The organism is Skermanella rosea (assembly GCF_016806835.2).
Taxonomy (GTDB): Bacteria; Pseudomonadota; Alphaproteobacteria; order Azospirillales; family Azospirillaceae; genus Skermanella; species Skermanella rosea.
This window is the reverse complement of the sequence record NZ_CP086111.1, coordinates 4,926,428-4,948,190: the sequence shown is the minus strand read 5'-3', so window position 1 is coordinate 4,948,190 and position 21,763 is coordinate 4,926,428. Positions and strand designations below refer to the sequence as shown.

Below are 21,763 nucleotides of genomic sequence, written 5' to 3'. Positions count from 1 at the left end.
CCCTCAGCGCCGCAGCCCGTCGAGCCAGCGGTCGATGACCGGGAACAGCGCGGGGCTGCCGACCAGCTCGTGCCCGGCGCCTTCGAACGGCACCAGCCGCGCGCGGTCCCCGGCCGCCGAGGCGAGCGCCGTCGCGTGGCCATAGGGTATGGTCCTGTCCGCCGTGCCGTGGAGGATCAGGACCGGGGCGGCTACCCGCCCGATCTTGCCGGCATTGTCGAAACGGTCGCGCATCAGCAGCCGCACCGGGACGAAGGGATAGACGGGCGCCGCCACGTCGGGCAGCGACGTGTAGCCGGAGATCAGCACCAGCCCGGCCACCGGGAAGGAGGCGGCCAGCTCGGTCGCCGGCCCCGACCCGAGCGAATTGCCCACGAGGACGGTGTCCGGAGCGGGCACGCCGTTCGCGGCGAGCCATCCCAGGGCGGCCCGGCCGTCGGCGTAGAGCCCGGCCTCGCTTGGGCTTCCGGGATTGCCGTCATAGCCCCGGTACCCGGCCAGCAGCAGGCCGTAGCCCTCCGCGGCGAGGCCGGCGGTGACCCGGAGCGAGCCGGACAGCCCGTCGGCATTGCCGTGGAAATAGACCAGGGTCGGCCGGCCGGCCGCGGCCGGCCGGTGGAGCGCCCGCAGGCCCAGGCCGTCCTCCGTGCGGTAGGAGACCTCCCGGAAGCCGGGGACGGCATGGAGGTCGGGGGGAGCCGGCGACATGTCCGCCCGGAAGATCATCGGCCGCTGCAGGGCGTAGAGCGCGCCGACCACCACCAAGTAGAACCCGACCAGCGGAAGCACGATGGATAGAAGCTTGCCCGACCACATCTCCGGCCCTTTCCCGAAAAGAACACCCGCCCGCACCGCCGGCATGATCTGCGCCGTCGGAAGGGCCGACGCAACCCTCCGGCGCGCCCGCCTGTTGGTTTGGAATAAAACCATCGGTCAAGAAGGAAGACACGCATGACGTCCCCCAGCTCCCCAGTCTGGTTCATCACCGGCTGCTCCACCGGCTTCGGCAGGGAACTCGCCAGGATGGTGCTCGACCGCGGGTGGCGTGCCGTGGTGACGGCCCGCGACGCCGGCCGCGTGCAGGACCTGACCCGGGGCCACGAGGACCGCGCGCTGGCGCTGGCGCTGGACGTGACCGACGCCGGACAGGTCGCGGCGTCGGTCAAGGCGGCGGAGGACCGCTTCGGCGCCATCGACGTGCTGGTGAACAACGCCGGCTACGGCTATCAGGCCCCGGTCGAGGAAGGCGACGACGCCGAGATCCGCGCCATGTTCGAGGCCAATGTGTTCGGGCTGGCGGCCATGATCCGCGCGGTGCTGCCGGGCATGCGCGCCCGCGGGAAAGGGCACGTCGTCAACCTCTCCTCGGTCGCCGGCTTCGTCGGATTCCCCGGCTCCGGCTACTACGCGGCGACCAAGCACGCGGTCGAGGGGCTCTCCGACTCCCTCGCCCGGGAGGTGGAGCCGCTGGGCATCAAGGTGCTGTGCGTCGAGCCCGGCCCCTTCCGCACCGACTGGGCCGGGCGTTCCCTGAAGCAGACGCCGAGCCGGATCGCCGATTATGCCGAAACCGCCGCGGCGCGCATGCAGGCGACCGCCGGCATCAGCGGCAAGCAGCCCGGCGACCCGGTGCGCGCCTGCGCCGCCATCATCAAGGCCGTGGAGGCGGATAACCCGCCGCGCCATCTCGTCCTGGGAGCCTTCGGCGTGGAGGCCGTGCGCGGCAAGCTGGCCGGCGTGATCGAGGAGATCGACGCCTGGAAGGAAACCAGCCTCGGCGCCGATTTCCCGAAGGAGTGATGCGGGCGGCGATCGGGGCCGGCGCGATCAGGGATTGACGTCGGCACCCTCCCGCGGGCGCCGGCCCAGCAGGCGGATGTCCGGGTTCCAGGTCCGGGCCAGGGCGTCCGCCGCCTCGATCATGCCGCCCTGGCGGAGGATCGCCTGGCGGTGGCGCAGCAGGCGGGTCGACACGGCCTTTTCAGCCAGCACGCCGCCCAGCATGTCGTCGGTGCCGTCCCGGCGCAGGCGGCGGATCACCTCCTCCAGCAGGCGGCCCTCGGCGTCCGGTTCCTTGTGGTCCAGCGGGTGGTTCCGCCCCAGCTCCGCCAGCAGCCGCTCCAGCAGCACCGCGCGGCATGACGGCGCCCTGCCGTCCCCGATCAGCCCGCCCAGCCGGGCCAGCAGGGGGTTGGTGCCGGCGGCGGCGAGGTCCAGCCGGCCGTGCAGAAGGTCGGCCAGCCGGCACAGGGACGCGGCGAGATGGCGCTGGGGTCCCAGCAGTTCCTTGACGATGTCGGCGCTGCCCAGCGCGTCGGCCGCGACACCCTCCAGCAATCCGGACAGGTGGGGGTCCAGATCGTCGGCCATCATCCCGACCACCGCCTCCAGCTTCCCGCCGATCGACGGGAAACCCATGAGGTGGTCGCACAGCAGGGCGGTGAACACGAAGTCATGGCGCTCCGGACCTTCCCGCGCCCGGACGCGCCGGCTGAAATGGTCCAGGGCCTGCGGGTCGAAGCGCGGCAGGCGCCTCTTCTCGCCCGCCAGGTCGCGCGCCTGCGACAGGCCCTCGCCGATCAGCGTCTCGAGGGCGCGGACCCGCTCCCGGGCGGGCACGCCCAGCTCCCTGGCCTGGACAGCGGCGATCTGGTGGGTGGCCGTGTTGACCAGGGTTCCGGTGTCCTGGAGCTTCCGCAGGTAGGTCCAGTTGTGCAGCAGTTCCGTCGTGGTGATCCGGTGCTTGTCCAGGAACATCCTGAACAGGCGGCCCAGGATCATCCGGCTCTCCAGGCCGCGGACGTCGGTCACCGTCGAGCAGGGGCCGGCCCGCTCGACCTTGCCCTTCACGGTGATCGGCCTGTCCCGGACCGGCGGCCTCGCCTCGCGGAAGACCTCCGTCTTGGTGGAGTAGCCGGTGATCATGCCGCGGACGCGGACGACCTTGGCCTCCTCGCAGTCCCCGGCCGCCAGCAGCAGGCGCGCCGCCTCGGTCGCCTCGGCCTCGCCGGTTCCCGAACCGGTCTCGCGGACCACGCCCTGGATGATCCATCGGCCCTCGCGGGAAACCAGGATCTCGTAGTGGACAATCCGCCCCCTGATCATCTCCGCCCGCTCCATCCAATCCGTCGGCCTTCTGCGATCCAGGATCGCATTCGCCGTCGAACCCCATCGGACTACACCGAAATCTTAAACTTTTTGTTGCACTTAGAAATAGATGCAATCTTAGAACGCAGGAGGCTTGATGACTCCGCACGAGCTGCTGGCCATCATCGACAGGCACGACCGCTGGCTCTCCCGGCGCACCGGCGGTGCCCGGGCCTGCCTTGCCATGGCCGACCTCCGGGGGATGCATCTGGCCGACACCAACCTGCAGAGGGTCAAGCTGTCCGGCGCGATCCTCACCGGCTGCGACCTCAAGCGGAGCGACCTGTCGGAAGCCGACCTGTTCGCCGCCGACCTGAAGGCGGCCGACCTGACCGGCGCCAACCTGCAGCGCGCCGACCTGCGGGGCGCCCATCTCCGCGGCGCGCGGCTGCGCGGCGCCAACCTTCGCGACGCGGACCTCAGGGGCGGCGCGCTGCTCGACCACAAGGGCGACAGCACCCTGACCGTTCAGCGCTCGGACCTGCACGGCGCCGATTTCGACGACGGCCTGCTGGCCCGCGCCAACCTGTCCGGGGCCGACATGTCGGAGGCGAAGCTCAACGGGGCCGACTGCACGGGCGCCCTGATGGCCGGGGTCAATCTATCCGGAGCCAGCCTGCGGGACGCGGATCTCGGCTCGGCCGACCTCAAGGGCGCCAACCTGAGCGGGGCCAACCTGTCCGGCGCATCCCTGAAGGACGCGAACCTGACCGGGGCGACCCTGCTGGGCGCCAACCTGCGGAACGCGGACCTGATGGGGGCGACGCTGGACGGCGTCGACCTGACCGGCGTCGACTGCACGGGCGCCAACATCCGGAGGAACGCCGACCAGTTCCCCCGGACGATCCAGCAGAGCCTGGAAAGCCACTACGCCTGGGTCAGGAGCGGCGGCTCGAAGGGAGCCCGCGCCGACCTCGCCGGCCAGGATCTCTCCCATATCGACCTGACGCGGGTGAATCTCAGCGGGGCCAACCTCCGCGGGATCGACCTGTCCGGGGCCACGCTCCGGGAAGCGCTGGTCGTCATGTCGGACCTGTCCGACGCCGTCCTGCGCGACGTGGACTTCACCGGGGCGACCCTGGACGGCACCAACCTGCGGGGCAGCGACCTCAGCGGCGCGCGGCTGGACGGCGCCAAGCTGGGGTCGGTCGACATCAAGAGCGGCGTCGGCCGCGCCGCCGGGCGCCGGTGGCCGGTCAACCTGACCGGGGCCAAGCTGGCCGGCGCCAGTCTCGTCGGCGCCAACCTCCGGGACGTCAACCTCGCCTTCGCCGACCTCGGCGGCGCCGACCTGACCGACGCGGTCCTGATCGACGCCAACCTGACCGGGGCCGTGCTGGACGGGGCGAAGCTGGACGGTGCCATCCTGCCCGCCTCGGCGGACGACGACTGACGGCCCCGGCATCCGGGGCGACCCGTGGGCCGGGCGCCGCGACGGGACCCGCCCGGTGGCGGATCACTCGGCCATGGCCCCGTATACCAGGTTCGCATATCCGTATCTGGAAGCGTTCCGGCGGAAATCTCCTCAGAAGATGTAGCGGATGCGGCAGTAGGGCATCTCGCGGGCGAGCATCTCGCGGAAGACGGCGATCATCTTGCCCTTCAGCGGCGCCCGGTAGCGGACGTTGACGGCGCCGTTCTCGGAGACCTTGCTCTCCTGCCAGCGCGGCGTCCACAGCTTCTCCTCGGCCTTGGGATGCCAGCGCAGGTTGACCTCGTGCAGGCCCTCATTGTGGGTCAGGAAGATCACCTCGGCCGCGAGCTGCGCCTTCGCCCGGTCCGACAGCGCCGCGTCGACCTGCCGGAACAGCTCGGTATAGTCGGCGGTCCAGCCCTCGTAGGCGACCACCGGGCTGAAGTTCAGGTGGACCTCCCAGCCGGCCCGGACGAAATCGTCGATCGCGGCGATGCGCTCCGGGATGGGGGAGGTCCGCACGTCCAGCGTGCGCGCCAGCTCGGCCGGCATCAGGCTGAAGCGGATGCGCATGCCGCCGCCGGGGTCGTAGGACAGCAGGTCCCGGTTCACGTATTTGGTCGCGAAGCTGCCCTTGGCGTTGGGCAGCCGGCGGAACAGCGCGGTCAGGTCGCGCAGGTTGTCGCAGATCAGCGCATCGACCGAGCAGTCCCCGTTCTCGCCCACGTCGTACACCCAGGCATGCCCGTCCACCTGATTCGGCTCCGTCTTGGGGCCGGTCCGGGCGGCGTGGCGCTCGATGGTGGCGCATATCCCCTCGATATTGACGAAGGTCGTGATCGGGTTGGCGTAGCCCTTGCGGCGCGAGACGTAGCAGTAGACGCAGGCCATCGCGCAGCCGTTGGAATGCGACGGCGCGATGAAGTCGCCGCTCCGCCCGTTGGGCCGCACCGACAGCGACTTCTTGACGCCCAGGACCAGAACGCTGCGCTTGGTGCGGACCCACTCCTCGATCTTGTCGCTGTCGCCGTGCAGGTCGGGGATGTTCCAGTGCGAGGCGACCTCGACCCGTTCGGCGTCGGGGAACCGCTCCAGGATCTGCCGGCCGCGCGGGTGCGCCGCGGCGGCGGGCTCCACCAGGATGCGGGCGACGTCCAGCGGCGGGACGGTCACTGCGCCGGGACCCCCGCCGGGACCGCGCCCAGGCGCAGGGCGTCGCGCTCCAGGTCGTCCACGGCCAGGTTCTTGGCCTTGGCCTCCACCTCGAAGTCGGCCCAGGCCAAGTGCTCCGAGACCAGCCGGTTGACCGCGTGGTTCCACATGCGCTGGGAATGGGCCCGCAGGTCCCGGGCCTTCAGCCCGCGGGCGCCCAGCACGGCGTAATCGGGCAGCTCGTCCGCCGGCCAGCCGTCCAGCAGGTCCTCCCGCGAGACGCTGATATGGGCGATCGGGCGGACGCCGCGCCAGGACCGGCGGATCGTCTCGATCCGGGGATCGTCGGCCCGGATATACTCGCCCTCCGACTTGACCCAGTGGTGGTGCAGGTCGAGGATGATCGGCACCGTGTCGGCCAGCGGCAGCAGGTCGTCCAGCCCGTACGACATCTCGTCGTTCTCGACCGTCACCAGGTTGCGGGCGTCCTCCGACAGCAGGGCGAGGCCGCGGCGGAACCCCGCGATCCCCTCCGCGCGGCCGCCGCCATGGATGTTGACATGGGCGCCCTGCGGGTGCCAGCCGTCGGTCAGGCCCATCATGCGCAGGATGTCGGCATGATATTCCAGCTCGTCCACCGAGTTCTTCAGCGTCGCCGGGTTGGCGCTGTTCAGCACGCAGAACTGGTCGGGGTGCAGGCCGATGCGGATGCCGGCCTCGCGCGACTTGCGGCCGGCATGGTCGAGCGCGTTCTCGACCAGCGCGCGGATCGCCGGCTCCCGGTAGAGCGGCAGCCCGATGGCGTGGGTATAGACCGGCAGCAGGCCGCTGTTGATGCGCAGCAGCCGGCGGTAAGCGGGGTGGCGCGCCACCTCGGCCAGTTGCAGGTGCAGCGACTGCAGGTTCCGGCGCAGCACGTGCTCCAGCTTCTCCGCCGCGCGGGCGGGTTCCAGCCGGCTCAGCGTCGCCACGGTGACGGTGCCGGGGTTCATCCGCTTGGCGGTCTCGGCGTCGCCGTCGGGCGGGATAAACTGGCAGCACCAGCCGAAACGGGGCTGGGGCGGGGTCGGTGGGGAATGGGTCAAGAACCGGTCTCCAGGGGCAGCGCAGGTGCATACATATGTGCCCGGCGCGGCGCCCGGCCACCGGCGGGACGCATTCTTCCCGTGCCGTCCCCGGACCGTCCCCGGACCGGGGAGGCGCCGGACGGCATCAGGAGGCCGCGTTCGTCCTCAGGAATCCGCTCTCCGGGTCCCGGACCACGGCCCCTTCGTCGAGGGCGGTCTGCACGGCCTCGTAATCGGCCACCAGCACGTCGCCCCAATCGTCGGTCGTGACATGCGGGTACGCCTCGTCGCTGGGCCTGACCGGCATCCCCTCGGACCCGACCAGTTCGGCGATCCTCAGGGCAGCCTCGCCCTTCCGCACGGTTTGAGCAGCCATCGTAATCCAACCTCTTTCTCGCACCGGATCCCCGATCCGTCTTGTGCATTGCACCAGAAAGCCTAAGCGACGAGGCCCAACAGGTCCGCAGCGCGGGAGTTGCGGGAACCCGCCCGGCGCTTTTCGCCGGCGGGGACCCGGCCGGGCGCGGAAATCCGCGGCTTTCCGCCGTCACCTGTACGTTAGGTGGTGACCTTCTCGCCGGGGGTGAAAAAACGCCGGGCCGCGTGCGTGACGGCGGGTCGTCGGTCCTGTTGGCGGCCAGGATCCCCATCGGTCCCGGTCGACCACGTGCCGTCGGCCGCAACTCCACCCGAAGGCGAAAGCCACAGCATGATCACCGAAGGCCCCCTTCCCAGACTCCAGTTCAAGCCACGCAGGCGGGCAGACGGCATCGGGTCCCGGCCTGCGGGCGGGTTCGGCAGGCTTCTCACCGCCGGAGGCGCCGCGGCGCTGGCCATGGGGGGCGCCGCCGCGGTCGCCGCCCTGGCTGGCGGCCGAAAGGAACCGCCCCGCGACGACCCCGCGGAGGAGGCCGGGCCCGCTGCCGAGCAAAGCGGGCATGCCGACGGAGCACCCCAGGAAGACGGCGGGGGACGGCTGGGCAGCGGGGCGGCCCGCCTTGCCGGGCAGGCCGCCGAGCATCTCCAGGCGCTCCGGCAGGGGCCGGACAACCTGACCCTTTCGCTCCAGCAGGCGTCGCGCGCCGCCGACACTCTCCTGGACTGCCAGGACATCCTGGCCGGCAGCGGCTCGGAGATCTGGCGGGAGTATCTGGGCTATGCGCGCCGGACCGTCGGGATGAACCTGGCGCATGCCCGGAAGCTGGCGCATTGCCGTTCGCCGCAGACCATGGTCTCCCTGCAGGCCGACCTGATGGTGAGGCAGGTCGATCTCACGCTCCAGCTGGGGCTGCTGCTCGCGGATCTGTCGGCCCGGGCGACCAGCCGGACGGTCCATGCCGCCGCCGGCAAAAGCCGCCGGCACGGTTCCTGACGCCGCGGTGGCGGTCCGTTTTCCGTTTCCCGGAGGGCGCCTCACCCGAGGCGGCCCGGCCGGTCTTTCAAAGGAGGTTCGACGATGGCCCAGGACAAGAGCAAGCCGGAGGAGGGCCGGCCCGACCGGCCGGAGACGACGTCCCAACCCTCGGGCCAACCCTCGGGCTCGGTCCGCGAGGAGAATACCGGGACCGGACCGCAGCCCGGCGACGAGCGCCTGGACATGGACCGGACGCCGGGCGACGGGTCGCTCCAGGGCTCGACCCCTGCGGGGTTGAGCGTCAAGGAACTGCTCGAACGGGCCGAGGGTGCCGACGACCTGACCCAGCCCGGCACGAGCTGACCCGCCATGGCAAGCCTGCGCGACACCACCGTGGTGATCACCGGCGCGTCGAGCGGCATGGGGCTGGCGACCGCGCACGCCTTCGCCCGCCTGGGCGCCAACATTGTCCTGGCGGCCCGGCGGACGGGCCTGCTGGATCTGGCGGCCCGCGAATGCGAAAGCCTGGGCGGCCGGGCGCTTGCCGTCACCGCCGACGTCACCGACCCGGCGCAGATGCGCGGGTTGGCCGGCGCCGCGGCGGAGGCGTTCGGTCGGATCGACATCTGGATCAACAATGCCGGCATGAGCCTGTGGGGGCCGTTCGAGGAGATCCCGCTGGAAAGCCAGGCCCGACTGGTGGAGGTGAACCTGCTCGGCGCCATCAACGGCACCCACGCGGTCCTGCCCCATTTCTTCGCCCATGGCGGGCGCGGGATCCTGATCAACAACATCTCGATCGGCGGCAAGGTCCCGATGCCGTGGGCCACCACCTACACCGCCACCAAGTTCGGCCTCGCCGGCTTCACCGAGGCCTTGCGCGACGAGCTGTCGGCCCATTCCGACATCCGGGTCTGCGGGGTCTACCCGCCCTTCGTGGACACGCCGACCAACCTGCATTCGCCCAACTATACCGGCCGCGCGCTTCGCCCGGTCCCGCCGGTCGTCACGCCCGAGCGGGTCGCCGAGGTGATGGTCGAACTGGCGTTCCGGCCCCGCCGGTCGGTGCGCATCGGCGCGCAGCACGCGCTGGCCGTCCCCTACGCGGTGGCTCCGGACCGGACGGGAAGGCTGGTGGCCCGCCTGGGCGAACGCTTCCTCCTGCGCTCCGGTCCCCGGGCGCCGGCCTCCCCGGGCTCGCTGTTCGAACCGGTGATGGACGGGCGCCGAACCCGCGGCGGCTGGGGCGAACCGGAGCGGGCGCGCGCCCGGCGCACCCTCGCCGTCCTGGCGCTGGCGGGAATGGCGGGCCTGGGCGCCGCGGCGCTCGCCCGCCCCGGCCGGTGACCGGGGAGGCCGCCTCCCGGCTCAGCCGGCGGCGGTCTCTCCGACCGACTGGCGCCAGTCCGCCACGAAATTGTCCAGGGCTGCCCGCGCCGCCGTCCAGTCGCGGTAGGCCCCGTCGGCGGCGCTGAGGACCGCGGCCCTCTCGCCCTCCTCGAACCGGACCACGTGGAGCGCGCGCTCCTGCGCCTGAAGGAAGACGTTGCGGGCGCGCTGTTCCGCCGTGGCCGCCTTCTGCCATTCCCTCGGCCAGTCCCGTCCCATCGCTTCCCCTTCCCTGACGGCCGCCCCACCGGGCGGCCAGAATCGATCCAGGGGGCCACCATAGCGGTAATCGCCGCCGATGCAATCGGGGCTCACTCCGCCGGCGCCTCCTGGGGCCGTGTGCCGCGGCTCCGGGTCAGGCGCTCGGAGATCCGCTCGAACAGGGTGAAGAGGATCGGCACGAAGACGATGCCGACGATGGTGGCCGCCACCATGCCGCTGAACACCGTGGTCCCGATCGACCGGCGGCTCGCGGCACCCGCCCCGACCGCGACCAGCAGCGGGACGACGCCCAGGATGAAGGCGATGGCGGTCATCAGCACCGCGCGGAAGCGGGTCCGGGCGCCCTCCACCGCGGCCTCGACGATCGGCATGCCCTCCTCGCGGCGGGTCCGGGCGAACTCGACGATCAGGATGGCGTTCTTGGCGGCGAGGCCGATCAGCAGGACGAAGCCGATCTGGGCATAGACGTCGACCGGGATGCCGGCCAGCCACAGCCCGGCCGCCGCCCCGCCGGCGGCGATCGCGACCGACAGGACCACCGACAGGGGCACCAGCCAGCTTTCGAACTGGGCGACCAGGAACAGATAGGCGAACAGCAGCGCCAGCCCGAACACGATCGCCGTCTGGTTGCCGGTCTGGACCTCCTGCAGGGACAGGCCCGACCATTCGAACCCGTAGCCCGCCGGCAGCGTGTCGTTCGCCACCCGGGCCATGGCGGCCAGCGCGTCGCCGGAGCTGGCGCCGGGCGCGGGCTGGCCGTTGACCGAGACCGCGGTGAACTGGTTGTAGCGGCCGATGGCGTCGGGGCTCAGCACGGTCCGGACCGTGGCGATGCTGCGCAGCGGGACCAGCTCGCCCCCGGCGGCCCGGACATGAAGCCGGTCGATCGCGTCGGCCCCGTCGCGGAACCGCGCCTGGTCCTGCACCATCACGCGGAATACCCGGCCGTACAGGTTGAAGTCGTTGACGTAGAGCGAGCCCAGGTGCGCCTGCAGCGTCGAGAACACGTCGCCCGGCGTGATGCCGAGCAGGGCCGCCTTGGTCCGGTCCAGCTCCAGGAACAGGTGCGGCACCTCGGCGCTGTAGGTGCTGAACACCGCCCGCAGCGCGGGGTCCTGGTTGGCCGCGATCAGCAGCCCGCGGAGCGTCGAGGCGAGCTCCTGCGGCGATTGCCCGCCCAGCGCCTGGAGCCGGAAGTCGAATCCCCCGGTGGAGCCGACGCCGGGGATGCTGGGAGGGTTGAAGGCGAAGATGGTCGCCTGCGGGATGGCGGCGAGGCGCGGCTGGATGCTCGCCAGCAGGCCGGAGACCTGCTCGGCCGGCTCGGTCCGCTCCTCCCACGGTTCCAGCGCCACGATCGCCAGGCCGGCGTTGGAGCCGGCGCCGCTCAGCAGGCTGAAGCCCGACACGCTGATCACGTCGGCGACGCCGGGCGTTTCCCGCAGCATGCCTTCCACCTGGTCCAGCACGGCGTCGGTCCGCTGCAGGGCGGCGGCGCTGGGCAGCTGGACATTGACGAAGAAATATCCCTGGTCCTCCGCCGGCAGGAAGGCCGACGGCAGGGTCCGCATCAGCAGGCCGGTGCCCACGGCGATGCCGGCGAACAGCGCCAGCGACAGCAGCAGCCAGCGGCTGCCGGCGCCGACCAGCCGGCCATAGGCGTCGCGGGTGCGGTCCAGCACCCGGTTGAACAGGGCGAACGGCCCGCGCCGGTACATCTCCGGCCGGCGCAGCAGCAGCCCGCACAGCGCCGGGCTCAGGGTCAGCGAGTTGATGCCCGAGATCAGGAACGACACCGAGATGGTCACCGCGAACTGGCGGTAGAGCTGCCCGGTGATCCCCGGCAGGAAGGCCACCGGGACGAACACGGCGGCCAGCACCAGGGTGGAGGCGACGATCGGCCCGGTCACCTGGAGCATGGCGCGCCGGGCGGCCTCCGCCGCGGACAGCCCGGGGTCCTCCTCCATCACCCGGCGGACATTCTCGACCACCACGATGGCGTCGTCCACCACCAGCCCGATCGCCAGGATCAGGGCGAACAGGGTCACCGTGTTGGCGCTGTAGCCCGCGGCGAGAAGCACCGCGAAGACGCCGATCAGCGACACCGGGATCGCCAGCGTCGGGATCAGGGTGGACCGCCAGTCCTGGAGGAACAGGTACGTCACGCCGACCACCAGCACGAAGGTGATGCCCAGCGTCAGCACGATCTCCTCGATCGTGGCGTTGACGAACCGCGTCGTGTCGAACACGACGGCATAGTCCAGCCCCTCGGGGAAGCGCTCGGCCAGCCGCGCCAGCTCGGCCTCGACCGACTGGGCGACGTTGAGCGCGTTGGCGTCGGCCGCCTGGTAGACCACCAGCGTCGCCGCCGGCTGGCCGTTCAGCTTGGACCGGGAACCGTAGGTCTGGGCGCCCAGCTCGACCGTCCCGATGTCGCCGACCCGGACGACGGCGCCGTTGGCGTTGGTCCGGACGATGATGTTGCGGAAGGCGTCCACGTCGTCCAGCCGCCCCTCCGCCAGGATCGTCAGCTGCTGCTGCTGTCCGGTCGGCGCCGGCGGCGCCCCGATCTGCCCGGCGGAGGCCTGGACGTTCTGCTGCCGGATCGCCTCGACCACCTCGGGCGCCGTGACGCCCAGCGCGGTCATGCGGTCGGGGTCCATCCAGATCCGCATGCTGTAGGTCAGCGAGCCCATCACCTGGGCCTCGCCGACGCCCTCGATGCGGGCGACCGCGTCGCGCAGGTTGATGCTGGCGTAGTTGCTGATGAAGATCGGGTCGTAGCGCGCGTCGGGCGAGTAGATATTGACCGCCATCAGCATGTTGGGCGACTGCTGGCGCACGGTGACGCCCTGGCGGGTCACCTCCGACGGCAGGGAGGGGGTCGCCAGCGACAGCCGGTTCTGCACGTTGACCGTCGCGATGTCGGGGTCGGTGCCGATCTCGAAGGTCACGGTCAGCGTATAGGCGCCCGTGTCGGTGCTGGTCGAGTTCATGTACATCATGTTCTCGACGCCGTTGACCTGCGCCTCGATCGGGGCGGCGATGGTCTCGGCCACCACCTGGGCGTTGGCGCCGGGATAGCTCGCGGTGATCTGCACCGTCGGCGGCGTGATCGGCGGGAACTGGGCGACCGGGATCACCCGGATGGCCAGCAGGCCGGCCAGCACGATCACCAGGGAAATGACGATGGCGAGGTTGGGCCGGCGGATGAACAGGGCGGAGATCATGGCTGCCCCGCCACGGCGTCGGACGCCTGCGACGGCTGCACGGTCATGCCCGGCTGCACCTTCTGGACGCCGCCCAGGATGACCGTCTCGCCTTCCTGGAGCCCCTGTTCGACCGCGAAGGCCTGCTCGATCTGCGTCCCCACCTCGATCCGGCGCCGGCTGACCCGGTTCTGGTCGTCGAGCACCAGGACGAACCGGCCCTCGCGGTCCTGCTGGACCGAGGCGACCGGCACCACCGGCCGGCGCTCCGACTGCTCGGGCCGGACCAGGGCGGTCACGAACTGGCCCGGCAGCAGGATCTGCCGCGGATTGGGAAAGACCGCCCGGACCGCGATCGTGCCGGTCGCCGGATCGACCCGGTTGTCGACGAACTCGACCCGGCCGTCCTGCGGATACTCGCTGCCGTCGGCGAGCCGCAGCCTGGGCACGAACCGGCCGACCACCTCCTGGGGGGACAGCCCGGCATACTGCTCCTGGATCGCCAGCACGTCGCGGTCGCTGACCGAGAAGACGACCCGGATCGGATCGAGGCGGACGACCGTGGCGAGCGCCCCCGTGCCGGGGGTGACCAGGTTGCCCTGGGTCGCCGCCGTCACGCCGATGCGGCCGTCGATCGGCGAGGCGATGCGGGTATAGCCCAGGTTCAGCTCCGCGGTCTGGACCTGGGCCTGCGCGGCGAGCACCTCGGCCTGGGCGATGTCGCGCGCGGCCGTCGCCTCGTCGAGCTGCGCCTGGCTGACATTGCCGCGCCCGCGCAGCTCCTCGGTCCGCTCGAAGCTCAGCCGGGCCTGGAGCAGGTTTGCTTCCGCCCGCGACAGCTGGGCGCGGGCGGCGGTCAGCGCCGCCTCGTACGGGGCCGGCTCGATCACGTAGAGCAACTGGCCGGCCGTGACGTCCTGCCCGTCCCGGAAAGCCACCTCGCGCAGGAAGCCCTCGACCCTGGGACGGGCCTCGAAGCTCTCGATCGCCTCGGTCCGCCCGATGAACTCGGTGGTCGGGGCGACGTCGCGCGCCTCCACCGCGACCGTCGTGACGGCCGGCGGCGGCCCGCCGGCCGGTCCGGTCTGCGCCAGGGCAGCCGGGCAGGCCAGCAGGGTGAGGGCGGCGGCGACCGCTTTCCGGAGGGGAGGCCCGGAGAGTATCGACGGAGCACGGGGTTCGCGGAACGGCATCTCGGGCGCTTCTTTCCGGACGGGGTGGGGATATGCTGAAAGCGACGGCCTCAACAGCGCAGGCGCCGACATGGCACGGGCGCCGGTGCCCGAAGGAAAAGGTCCGCCGATTTCCCATGGCGCGCGACATCCCGCGGGCTGGCATGTTGATGGGAGCCCAAACCCACTCGGGAGATTCCCCATGCCGGACCGCAGCATCGACCATCTGGGCAAGATCACGACCGAGCCCGCCCCGCAGGAGAAGGGGCCCGACGCGGAGAAGACCAAGGCCGCCGAAAAGGCCGTCGCCATGGGCCAGGTGACCGACCCGGAGGAGGCCGCCAGGGCGTCGGCCGCCGACCGCGACCGGGGCGGCGCCTCGCGCTGAGATCCTAACGGACAGGAGGACGGCCATGAGCCGCCGGATCATTCATGAGGACACGCCGGCCGGACGGGGACGCCTGGCGGCGCGCCCCGGAATGGAGGGCGACAGGCCGGAGACGCCGCCCAGCATCCAGACGCTGAGCGCCGGCACCGAGCGGTTCGGCCTGATCTCCGTCCCTCCCGGATATCGGCCGGACCGTCCGGCACCGCTCCTGGTGCTGCTCCACGGCGCCGGCGGAGAGGCCCGGCAGGCGATCGGCTGGCTCCAGCCGGTGGCCGACGAGGCCGGGCTGATCCTGCTGGCGCCGCAGTCGGAAGGCCCGACCTGGGACGTGATCCTGGGCGGCTACGGCCCCGACGTGAAGAGGATCGACGATGCGCTGGCCGAGGTCTTCCGCCGGTTCGCGATCGATTCCGGCCGGGTCGCGGTCGGCGGGTTCTCGGACGGCGCGTCCTATGCCCTGTCGCTCGGCCTGATCAACGGCGGCCTGTTCCGGCGCGTCGCGGCCTTCTCGCCGGGGTTCGCCGCCCCGAGCGGCACGGACGACCATCCCCGGTTCTACATCTCCCACGGCACCGGGGACACCGTCCTGCCGATCGATTCCTGCAGCCGGCGGCTGGTGCCCAGGCTCCAGGCCGCCGGCTTCGACGTCCTGTACCGCGAGTTCGACGGCGGCCACACCGTTCCCCCCGACATCGCGCGCGAAGCCGTCGGCTGGCTCCTGGACGACACGCCGTGAGGGACGATCCGGCGGGAATGCCGATCCGGGACCGGCGCGTTCACGTCAACGGCGTCGATCTCCAGGTCGCGACCGCCGGTCCGGCCGACGGCCCGCCGGTGATCCTGCTGCACGGGTTCCCGGAATCCCGCCTCGCCTGGCGCCGCCAGACGGGCCCCCTGGCCGAAGCCGGGCTGCGGCTCGTGGTTCCGGACCAGCGCGGCTACGGCCGGTCCGGCAAGCCGGTCCGGATCGGCGACTATGCGCTCGATACCCTGGCCGGGGACGTGGTCGGGCTCGCCGACGCGCTCGGGATCGGACGGTTCGCGGTGGTCGGCCACGACTGGGGCGCCGTCCTCGCCTGGCATCTCGCCGCACGGTTCCCGGGCCGGGTCGAGCGGGCGGCGGTTCTCAACGGGCCGCACCTGGCGACGGTGCGCGGCCATGCGCTGGCCCACCCGTCCCAGGCCCTGAGGAGCTGGTATGTCGGGTTCTTCCAGGTGCCGTGGCTGCCGGAAAGGCTGCTCCGCGCCCGGGGCTTCGCCGGGATGCGCCGGCTGATGGAGCGGACCGCCCGGCCCGGCACGTTCGCGCCGGAGGACTGGGCCCGCTACCGCGACGCCTGGGAGCAACCGGGCGCGGTGACCGCCATGCTGAACTGGTACCGCGCCCTGCGGCACCGGTCCCCCTCACCGCCGGAGCCGATCGGCATCCCGGTGCGCGTGATCTGGGGCGACCGCGACGCCGCCCTGGACCCGCGGCTGGCCGAAGCCGGCGCGTCCCTGTGCGGCCGGTGCGAGGTGTTCCACATCCCCGAGGCGACCCACTGGGTCCAGCACGAGGAGCCGGAGCGCGTCAACCGGCTGCTGATCGACTTCCTGACCCCGCCGGCCTGACGACCGCCCGGTCGCCGTCAGGTCTGCCCGCGGCGGTCGTCGTCCTCCAGCTCCATGCGGGTCGCCTCCTTCAGGTGGTCGAGCCGGTCGCGCGCCTCCTGCGCGCTGAACGGCCCCTCCACGTCCATGCCGATCGCGACATAGTGCCCGTCGGGCCGGCTGATCGGCGTGCTGACGGGAAGATAGGCGTCGTCCGGGTCCTCGTTGCTGACGACGGTTCCGTTCCGGATCTCGATCAGGTTGGCCATCGCTGGGGCTCCAGGGGGCTGGGATTCCAGGGGGGATGAAAGCAATCGGGCGTCCCGTCTCCGGGCATCATCTCAACAGCCGCCACCGCGTTTGGTCCCGGCCGGCGGCACCGAGAAGTCGAGGATGCCGGCCGTCCCGACCTCCCGCGCTTCCGGCGCGAATTCGCCCTGGGCCATCCGGGCGAGGACGGGAACCAGTTCCAGCCCGATCCCGAGCCCCTTGACCTGGGCGTCCGGCATGCCGATGCCGTCGTCCGCCACCGTGAGCCTGGCCCGGTCCGGCCCGGTTCGGTCGAGCGACAGGCTGACCGTCCCGCGGCGCAGGGGGAATGCGTATTTCAGGCTGTTGGTCACCAGCTCGTTGACGATCAGCCCGACCGCCACGGCCTGGCCGTGATCCACCTCGATCGGGGCGAGCCGCAGGTCCATGCCGACGGAATCGCCGCTTTCCAGTCCATGCATCAGGAAGCGCCGCTTGACCAGCTCTTCCAGGTAGGTCGCCAGATCCACGGCGTCGGTCGCCCCGGTCGCATAGAGGCGCCGGTAGACCAGGGACAGGACCTCGACCCGCTGGCCGACGCTGTCCAGGCGGCGGCGCGTCTCGTTGCGCTTCGCCCTGCGCGCCTCCATCCGCAGCATGGACGTGATGATCGCCATGTCGTTCTGGGTACGGTGCTGGAGTTCCCGGAGCAGGACGGCCCGCTCCTCCGCGGCGGCGGCCCGTTCGCGATGGGCCGCGTGGCGGTCCACCGCCGCCGCCAGCAGGTTGGCATAGTTCCGCAGGAAGCTGATGTCGGACGGCGTGAAGGTGCGTTCCTCCAGGCTGTCCACCTCCAGCGTCCCGAACGCCCCGGCGCATCCGCCGATCAGGACGTTGGCGGAAACCACCACGCGGGACCGGCGCACCACGTCGGACACTTCGAACCGCGTTTCGGTCGGGATGTGGGAGATCACGGGTTCGCCCGCGGCCAGGGCATAGCCCGCAGCCGACCCGTGGCCGCCGGGGACCGTCGTGACCCCCGCCGAGGCGATATCCGGCGGCAGCCCCACCTGGGCACGGGTCAGCAGTTCGTCGCCTCCGGGAACGATCTGCATGATCTTGGCGATGGGAGTCCGAAGGCCGCGCGCGACCAACTCGCAGGCCCGCCCGAGGATGAGGTCGAGATCCAGGCTCGACAGGGCGAACTGCCCGAATTCGGCGAGCGCTGCCTGTTGTTCGGCCCATTCCCGCTGCTGCTTGTCCACTGTTCGCGACACCTTCCCTTACCGAAGCCAGATCCGGCCCGAAGACCGGCCACGCAGACTTCAACAATCCGGGGGCCGGGGAATCTCCCCGCCGTCCATCGGATCGGAACCGTCCGCGCCCGCGCCTGTTTTCCCAGCACCTTCCCACCAACGGAGCGGTGACCGACATGTCAAACCAACCACCCCCGGTACCTCCCGCCGGCCGTAGCGACAAGGGCCCGGGCGGCTCGGCCCACGAAGGCAACTCCGTCGCCGACATCAACGGCACGGGCAGGGCGCCGGCGAACCTCCGCGAACAGGACCGCCAGGGCAACACCAAGCAGAACACCACCCATCAAGGCTACCAGCAGGATCGGTGACGATGTCTAGGAACACAGCGGACACCAACCGCCACCACGGCGGTCCGGGGTCGAGCCAGCAAAACGCCGACAAGCCGGTGGACGATCCGAAGAACCGGCCGGCCGGCTGGCAGCCGGAACCCGGCCAGCCCACCAACTCCAACCGCAGCCGCGTCGGCACGGGCGGGGGCGAGCGGGACCGGCACCACACCCACGATCCCGAAACCAAGTCCTGAGGGGAACTCCCCGGTCCGGGCATCATGCCCGGCCGGGCCACCTGTAACGCCTTCCCCGGTTCGGCCCCCGGGCTCCCCCACGGGTTTCCAGGTCCTAAAAATCACTCTCCGGTAGCAACCCGCCCCTTGCTAGAAGAAATCCCTGCTCGCGGTTTGGTAGCAAAACAAGAATGGAGAGGGAGCGAATGGTCACGTGGGTTGGTACGTCCGGCCAGGATGCGCGGCGCGGCACCGCCGATGCGGATCGTCTCTGGGGCCGTTCCGGCGACGACGACCTGTCCGGCCTCGGCGGCGACGATTTCCTTTACGGCGAGGCCGGCGAGGACATCCTGTCCGGGGGCGACGGCAGCGACCGCCTCTACGGGGAGGTCTACGACCCGCCGGAGTCCGGCGACGGGAACGACTGGCTCCGGGGCGAGGGCGGCGACGATTTCCTGAACGGCGGGCCCGGGCACGACCGCCTCGACGGCGGCGCCGGCGCCGACCGGATGAATGGGTGGACCGGATCCGACGTCCTCTACGGCCAGGACGGCGACGACTGGATGGATGCCGGGAACGAGGGGGACGAGACCTTTCCTCTGGACTATCCCCTGGCCGACCGCCTGTATGGCGGGGCGGGCAACGACACTCTGATCGGACGGTCCGGCAAGGATTTCCTGGACGGAGGGGCCGGCGACGACGTCCTCGACGGCGGCGGCGATGCCGACCATCTGTACGGCGGCACCGGCAACGACGTGCTGAACGGCGGCTGGTGGTATCTCAACCTGCTGCAGGGCGGCCCCGGCGACGACCTCTATGAAGTCCTCTCGACCGTCATCGACGATGCCGGCAGCGTCGTGGTGGAGGATCCCGGCGGCGGCATCGACACCATCGAGTACACGGGCGACGCCATCGGGCGCGACGGAAGCTTCTACGCCGAGGTGGAGAACTTCACCGTGCTGTCCGGCTTTCCCATGAGGGGGGAGGAAGTCTTCACCTTCCAGGGCAACCGGCACGACAACCGGATCGTCATGCACGACCTTCAGGACTGGGACATCCGCGGCCTGGAAGGCGACGACGTGCTCCGGGGCGGCGACGGTCCCGACGAAATCCTGTCCTACTCCAACACGGGAAACGACAGCCTCGACGGCGGCGCCGGCTTCGACAAGCTCTACGGCGGGCGCGGCGCCGACCGCCTGGACGGCGGCGAGGGCCGGGACGATTTCCAGTTCGGCCGGCCCAGCGACAGTTCGACCGTCGACGGCGGCCACGGCTTCGACCGGATCGACGCCTTCGAGCCGGGGTTGGACGATTTCGTCTTCACCGGCGCCTTCGACGCCGACACGACCCTGGCGGGCCGGCAGAAGCTCAGCTTCGTCGGGCAGGACGGCGGTCCCGGACGCGGCGAGCTTGCCTATCGGAACGATGGCGGCAAGACTTTCCTGATCGCCAACGTCGACGGCGACGCCTATTCCGAGTTCCAGGTGGAGATCCTGGGCACGGTGGCGATCGGCGCCGGCGACGTGCTGGTCTATTGAGCTGGAGGAACCGACGCCACCCGCCCCCGAAACCGGAAACGCCGGGCCGCTCCGCCGGCTGGTGGCCTGGAACATCCTGGAAGGGATGTTCCGGCCGCGCGCCGACGGGGCGGACCGCCGCGTGCCCGACGAGAGCCGGCGCCGCGCCGCCGTGGACCTGGTCGCCCGGCTGAAGCCCGACATCCTCGTGCTCAACGAGGCGCTGTACTGCGAGGAGGCGTTCGGCCAGCGGGAGGACTATGCCGCGCTGTTCGGCTTTCCCCACGCCGCCAGCCGCCTCTACGACGGCTCCTGGGGGAACGCCATCCTGAGCCGGCACCCGATTGTCGACACCGTCTCCACCATCATCCACCGCGCCGGCGCCAACCAGGACCGTGGCCTGCTGGCGGTGAGGCTGTGCCTGCCTGAGGGGGAGGCCTGGGTCGCCACCTACCATCCCCACCCGCAGCGCCGCCCGCGCAAGCGGCTGGAGGATTATGCCGGGTTCCTGCCGCTGCTGCCCGGTCCCCTGCTGCTCGCGGGCGACATGAACGCCATCAGCCCGGAGGACGCGCCGGACGCGGCGGCCCTGGCGCGGGGCTTCGAGCGTTTCCGGGCGCCCGACGTGGCGCGCCGCGAGGTCGAACGCTTCGTCGAGGCGGGGCGCGTGCTGTTCCGCGACGTGGCGCCCCGCTTCGGCCTGCGCGACGCCCTGAAGGCCGCGGAACGCGGCTACACCATCCCGACACCCATGCTGAGCACGGACGTCTCCAGCGCCATGCGGATCGACTTCATCCTGGTCAACGGCGGCATCGCCGTGGACAAGGGCTGGGTCGTGCGCGAGCCGGAGGCCGACGTCGCCAGCGACCATTACCCGGTCGCCGCCGATTTCCGGCTGGCGTTGCCGGGCGCGCAGGGTGTATCGGGCGCATCTGAGGAGGAACGACCATGACCAGGACCATGACCTACGTGACCATAGCGGCGGAGCCGCTGAAGGCGGTGATGCGCGAGATCGTGACCGCCGCCGGATCGGACCGGCGCGAGGCCGGGCTGGTGGCCGACCATCTGGTCGAGGCCAACCTGACCGGCCACGACTCCCACGGCGTGGGCATGCTGCCGCGCTACGTCGAGGTGTTCCTGGCCGGCGACCTCAAGGTCAACCAGCACGTCGCCCCGGTCACCGACGCCGGTGCGCTGCTGACCCTGGACGGCAAGGCCGGATTCGGCCAGGTCATGGCGTTCGAGGCCATGGAGCAGGGAATCGAGCGCGCCGCCCGGCACGGCGTCGCCGTGGTCGGGCTGTCCAACAGCCACCATATCGGCCGCATCGGCCACTGGGCCGAGCAGTGCATCCGGGCCGGCTACGTGTCCATGCACTATGTCAACGTGATCAGCGAGCCGGTGGTGGCGCCGTTCGGCGGCCGCGACGCCCGCTTCGTCACCAACCCGTTCTGCGTCGGCATCCCGCTGCCGGGCCGGGAGCCGGTGCTGCTGGACTTCGCGACCAGCCGGATCGCCATGGGCAAGGTGCGCGTGGCCATGAACAAGGGCGAGCAGGTCAAGCCGGAGACCCTGCTGGACCACCGGGGCGAGCCGACCACCGATCCCAACGAGCTGTTCGCCGAGCCCCACGGCGCCATCCTGCCCTTCGGCGAGCACAAGGGCTTCGGCCTGGCGGTCGTCTGCGAACTGCTGGGCGGGGCGCTGACCGGCGGCGGCACGCTCCACTACAAGCCGTCGAGCCGGGCCATCATCAACAACATGCTGTCGATCATCATCGACCCGAACCGGCTGGGCACCGCGGCCAACCTCTCGTCCGAGACCGCCGAGTTCGTCAAGTGGGTCAAGGAGTCCCCGGTCGCCCGGGGCGTCGACCGCATCAGGATCGCCGGCGAGCCGGAGCAGGACTCCCGCCGCCGCCGCGGCGCCGAGGGCATCCCCATCGACGCGACCACCTGGGGCGAGATCCTCGACGCCGCCGCCCAACTCGGGCTGAAGCGCCCGGACATCGAGCGGCTGGCGGGGCTTTCCTGACCCCGCGGGCGCCGCGGGGCGGGAGGAACGGGGAGGCATCC

23 protein-coding genes are annotated in these 21,763 nt (G+C 71.3%); 13 read left to right on the top strand and 10 right to left on the bottom strand.

Going from position 1 to position 21,763, the window contains the following annotated elements; all coding sequences use genetic code 11:
- Positions 1-3: 3 nt before the first annotated feature.
- Positions 4-816: an alpha/beta hydrolase gene (locus JL101_RS23110; RefSeq protein WP_203097897.1), complete on the bottom strand. Its 813-nt coding sequence runs from the start codon at positions 814-816 to the stop codon at positions 4-6.
- A 135-nt stretch (positions 817-951) separates the two neighbouring features.
- On the opposite strand from JL101_RS23110, the gene JL101_RS23105 reads away from it, so the two are divergent.
- Positions 952-1,800, top strand: coding sequence for an oxidoreductase (locus JL101_RS23105; protein ID WP_203097896.1), 849 nt, complete (start codon positions 952-954; stop codon positions 1,798-1,800).
- A 27-nt stretch (positions 1,801-1,827) separates the two neighbouring features.
- Here the strand turns inward: JL101_RS23105 and JL101_RS23100 are convergent, their stop codons facing one another.
- Positions 1,828-3,105: a hypothetical protein gene (locus tag JL101_RS23100; protein ID WP_203097895.1), complete on the bottom strand. Its 1,278-nt coding sequence runs from the start codon at positions 3,103-3,105 to the stop codon at positions 1,828-1,830.
- Positions 3,106-3,244: 139 nt separating this feature from the next.
- On the opposite strand from JL101_RS23100, the gene JL101_RS23095 reads away from it, so the two are divergent.
- Entirely contained in the window at positions 3,245-4,540 is a 1,296-nt protein-coding gene (locus JL101_RS23095) for a pentapeptide repeat-containing protein (RefSeq protein WP_203097894.1), read from the top strand.
- 132 nt (positions 4,541-4,672) lie between these two features.
- Here JL101_RS23095 and JL101_RS23090 read toward each other — a convergent pair whose 3' ends face one another.
- The 3 genes from JL101_RS23090 to JL101_RS23080 all read right to left on the bottom strand — a co-directional run bounded on the left by JL101_RS23090 (position 4,673) and on the right by JL101_RS23080 (position 7,156).
- Entirely contained in the window at positions 4,673-5,734 is a 1,062-nt protein-coding gene (locus JL101_RS23090; protein WP_203097893.1) for a spore photoproduct lyase family protein, read from the bottom strand.
- Positions 5,731-6,798: an apurinic/apyrimidinic endonuclease family protein gene (locus tag JL101_RS23085; protein ID WP_203097892.1), complete on the bottom strand. Its 1,068-nt coding sequence runs from the start codon at positions 6,796-6,798 to the stop codon at positions 5,731-5,733. The genes JL101_RS23090 and JL101_RS23085 overlap by 4 nt, the downstream gene beginning before the upstream one ends.
- A 127-nt stretch (positions 6,799-6,925) precedes the next feature.
- On the bottom strand, positions 6,926-7,156 hold the full coding sequence (locus JL101_RS23080; protein WP_203097891.1) for a hypothetical protein: 231 nt from the start codon (positions 7,154-7,156) through the stop codon (positions 6,926-6,928).
- Positions 7,157-7,489: 333 nt separating this feature from the next.
- Here JL101_RS23080 and JL101_RS23075 point away from each other — a divergent pair, with 333 nt between their 5' ends.
- The 3 genes from JL101_RS23075 (at position 7,490) to JL101_RS23065 (ending at position 9,481) form a co-directional block, all read left to right on the top strand.
- Positions 7,490-8,152, top strand: coding sequence for a phasin family protein (locus JL101_RS23075; RefSeq protein ID WP_203097890.1), 663 nt, complete (start codon positions 7,490-7,492; stop codon positions 8,150-8,152).
- 84 nt (positions 8,153-8,236) lie between these two features.
- Positions 8,237-8,497: a hypothetical protein gene (locus tag JL101_RS23070; protein WP_203097889.1), complete on the top strand. Its 261-nt coding sequence runs from the start codon at positions 8,237-8,239 to the stop codon at positions 8,495-8,497.
- Between the two features lie 6 nt (positions 8,498-8,503).
- Complete coding sequence (locus JL101_RS23065) at positions 8,504-9,481, top strand: SDR family oxidoreductase (RefSeq protein WP_203097888.1); 978 nt, start codon at positions 8,504-8,506, stop codon at positions 9,479-9,481.
- Positions 9,482-9,502: 21 nt separating this feature from the next.
- Here the strand turns inward: JL101_RS23065 and JL101_RS23060 are convergent, their stop codons facing one another.
- Genes JL101_RS23060 through JL101_RS23050 form a run of 3 tightly spaced genes read right to left on the bottom strand, consistent with a single transcriptional unit; the run spans position 9,503 to position 14,147 of the window.
- Positions 9,503-9,838 carry a hypothetical protein gene (locus JL101_RS23060; RefSeq protein ID WP_203097887.1) on the bottom strand — a complete coding sequence of 112 codons (336 nt, stop codon included), beginning with the start codon at positions 9,836-9,838 and terminating at the stop codon, positions 9,503-9,505.
- Positions 9,835-12,975, bottom strand: coding sequence for an efflux RND transporter permease subunit (locus JL101_RS23055; protein ID WP_203097886.1), 3,141 nt, complete (start codon positions 12,973-12,975; stop codon positions 9,835-9,837). The genes JL101_RS23060 and JL101_RS23055 overlap by 4 nt, the downstream gene beginning before the upstream one ends.
- Positions 12,972-14,147, bottom strand: coding sequence for an efflux RND transporter periplasmic adaptor subunit (locus JL101_RS23050; protein ID WP_203097885.1), 1,176 nt, complete (start codon positions 14,145-14,147; stop codon positions 12,972-12,974). Before JL101_RS23050 ends, JL101_RS23055 begins: the two co-directional genes overlap by 4 nt.
- A gap of 181 nt (positions 14,148-14,328) precedes the next feature.
- Between JL101_RS23050 and JL101_RS23045 the strand changes: the two genes are divergently transcribed.
- The 3 genes from JL101_RS23045 to JL101_RS23035 are packed head-to-tail and all read left to right on the top strand — an operon-like array spanning position 14,329 to position 16,125.
- Positions 14,329-14,514: a hypothetical protein gene (locus tag JL101_RS23045; protein WP_203097884.1), complete on the top strand. Its 186-nt coding sequence runs from the start codon at positions 14,329-14,331 to the stop codon at positions 14,512-14,514.
- A 25-nt stretch (positions 14,515-14,539) separates the two neighbouring features.
- Complete coding sequence (locus JL101_RS23040) at positions 14,540-15,250, top strand: alpha/beta hydrolase (protein ID WP_203097883.1); 711 nt, start codon at positions 14,540-14,542, stop codon at positions 15,248-15,250.
- Positions 15,247-16,125, top strand: coding sequence for an alpha/beta fold hydrolase (locus tag JL101_RS23035; RefSeq protein WP_203097882.1), 879 nt, complete (start codon positions 15,247-15,249; stop codon positions 16,123-16,125). The genes JL101_RS23040 and JL101_RS23035 overlap by 4 nt, the downstream gene beginning before the upstream one ends.
- A 17-nt stretch (positions 16,126-16,142) precedes the next feature.
- Here JL101_RS23035 and JL101_RS23030 read toward each other — a convergent pair whose 3' ends face one another.
- Together JL101_RS23030 and JL101_RS23025 are read right to left on the bottom strand one after the other, a co-directional pair.
- Positions 16,143-16,373: a hypothetical protein gene (locus JL101_RS23030; RefSeq protein ID WP_203097881.1), complete on the bottom strand. Its 231-nt coding sequence runs from the start codon at positions 16,371-16,373 to the stop codon at positions 16,143-16,145.
- Positions 16,374-16,445: 72 nt separating this feature from the next.
- A complete protein-coding gene (locus JL101_RS23025; protein ID WP_203097880.1) occupies positions 16,446-17,630 on the bottom strand; it encodes a sensor histidine kinase in 1,185 nt (394 codons plus the stop codon).
- A gap of 155 nt (positions 17,631-17,785) precedes the next feature.
- On the opposite strand from JL101_RS23025, the gene JL101_RS23020 reads away from it, so the two are divergent.
- The 5 genes from JL101_RS23020 to JL101_RS23000 all read left to right on the top strand — a co-directional run bounded on the left by JL101_RS23020 (position 17,786) and on the right by JL101_RS23000 (position 21,722).
- Positions 17,786-17,977, top strand: coding sequence for a hypothetical protein (locus JL101_RS23020; protein ID WP_203097879.1), 192 nt, complete (start codon positions 17,786-17,788; stop codon positions 17,975-17,977).
- 2 nt (positions 17,978-17,979) lie between these two features.
- Positions 17,980-18,192 (top strand): hypothetical protein, encoded by a 213-nt coding sequence (locus tag JL101_RS23015; protein WP_203097878.1) that lies wholly within the window; start codon positions 17,980-17,982, stop codon positions 18,190-18,192.
- Between the two features lie 185 nt (positions 18,193-18,377).
- On the top strand, positions 18,378-19,709 hold the full coding sequence (locus JL101_RS23010; protein WP_203097877.1) for a calcium-binding protein: 1,332 nt from the start codon (positions 18,378-18,380) through the stop codon (positions 19,707-19,709).
- Positions 19,710-19,794: 85 nt separating this feature from the next.
- A complete protein-coding gene (locus JL101_RS23005; protein ID WP_203097876.1) occupies positions 19,795-20,640 on the top strand; it encodes an endonuclease/exonuclease/phosphatase family protein in 846 nt (281 codons plus the stop codon).
- Positions 20,637-21,722, top strand: coding sequence for a malate/lactate/ureidoglycolate dehydrogenase (locus tag JL101_RS23000; RefSeq protein WP_203097875.1), 1,086 nt, complete (start codon positions 20,637-20,639; stop codon positions 21,720-21,722). Before JL101_RS23005 ends, JL101_RS23000 begins: the two co-directional genes overlap by 4 nt.
- The last annotated feature ends 41 nt before the right edge of the window (positions 21,723-21,763 follow it).

Coding starts and splice junctions, on each gene's coding strand:
- JL101_RS23110 (WP_203097897.1), bottom strand. CDS start 816: ATGTGGTCGGGCAAGCTTCTATCCATCGTGCTTCCGCTGGTCGGGTTC.
- JL101_RS23105 (WP_203097896.1), top strand. CDS start 952: ATGACGTCCCCCAGCTCCCCAGTCTGGTTCATCACCGGCTGCTCCACC.
- JL101_RS23100 (WP_203097895.1), bottom strand. CDS start 3,105: ATGATCAGGGGGCGGATTGTCCACTACGAGATCCTGGTTTCCCGCGAG.
- JL101_RS23095 (WP_203097894.1), top strand. CDS start 3,245: ATGACTCCGCACGAGCTGCTGGCCATCATCGACAGGCACGACCGCTGG.
- JL101_RS23080 (WP_203097891.1), bottom strand. CDS start 7,156: ATGGCTGCTCAAACCGTGCGGAAGGGCGAGGCTGCCCTGAGGATCGCC.
- JL101_RS23075 (WP_203097890.1), top strand. CDS start 7,490: ATGATCACCGAAGGCCCCCTTCCCAGACTCCAGTTCAAGCCACGCAGG.
- JL101_RS23070 (WP_203097889.1), top strand. CDS start 8,237: ATGGCCCAGGACAAGAGCAAGCCGGAGGAGGGCCGGCCCGACCGGCCG.
- JL101_RS23065 (WP_203097888.1), top strand. CDS start 8,504: ATGGCAAGCCTGCGCGACACCACCGTGGTGATCACCGGCGCGTCGAGC.
- JL101_RS23055 (WP_203097886.1), bottom strand. CDS start 12,975: ATGATCTCCGCCCTGTTCATCCGCCGGCCCAACCTCGCCATCGTCATT.
- JL101_RS23050 (WP_203097885.1), bottom strand. CDS start 14,147: ATGCCGTTCCGCGAACCCCGTGCTCCGTCGATACTCTCCGGGCCTCCC.
- JL101_RS23045 (WP_203097884.1), top strand. CDS start 14,329: ATGCCGGACCGCAGCATCGACCATCTGGGCAAGATCACGACCGAGCCC.
- JL101_RS23040 (WP_203097883.1), top strand. CDS start 14,540: ATGAGCCGCCGGATCATTCATGAGGACACGCCGGCCGGACGGGGACGC.
- JL101_RS23030 (WP_203097881.1), bottom strand. CDS start 16,373: ATGGCCAACCTGATCGAGATCCGGAACGGAACCGTCGTCAGCAACGAG.
- JL101_RS23020 (WP_203097879.1), top strand. CDS start 17,786: ATGTCAAACCAACCACCCCCGGTACCTCCCGCCGGCCGTAGCGACAAG.
- JL101_RS23015 (WP_203097878.1), top strand. CDS start 17,980: ATGTCTAGGAACACAGCGGACACCAACCGCCACCACGGCGGTCCGGGG.
- JL101_RS23010 (WP_203097877.1), top strand. CDS start 18,378: ATGGTCACGTGGGTTGGTACGTCCGGCCAGGATGCGCGGCGCGGCACC.
- JL101_RS23005 (WP_203097876.1), top strand. CDS start 19,795: ATGTTCCGGCCGCGCGCCGACGGGGCGGACCGCCGCGTGCCCGACGAG.
- JL101_RS23000 (WP_203097875.1), top strand. CDS start 20,637: ATGACCAGGACCATGACCTACGTGACCATAGCGGCGGAGCCGCTGAAG.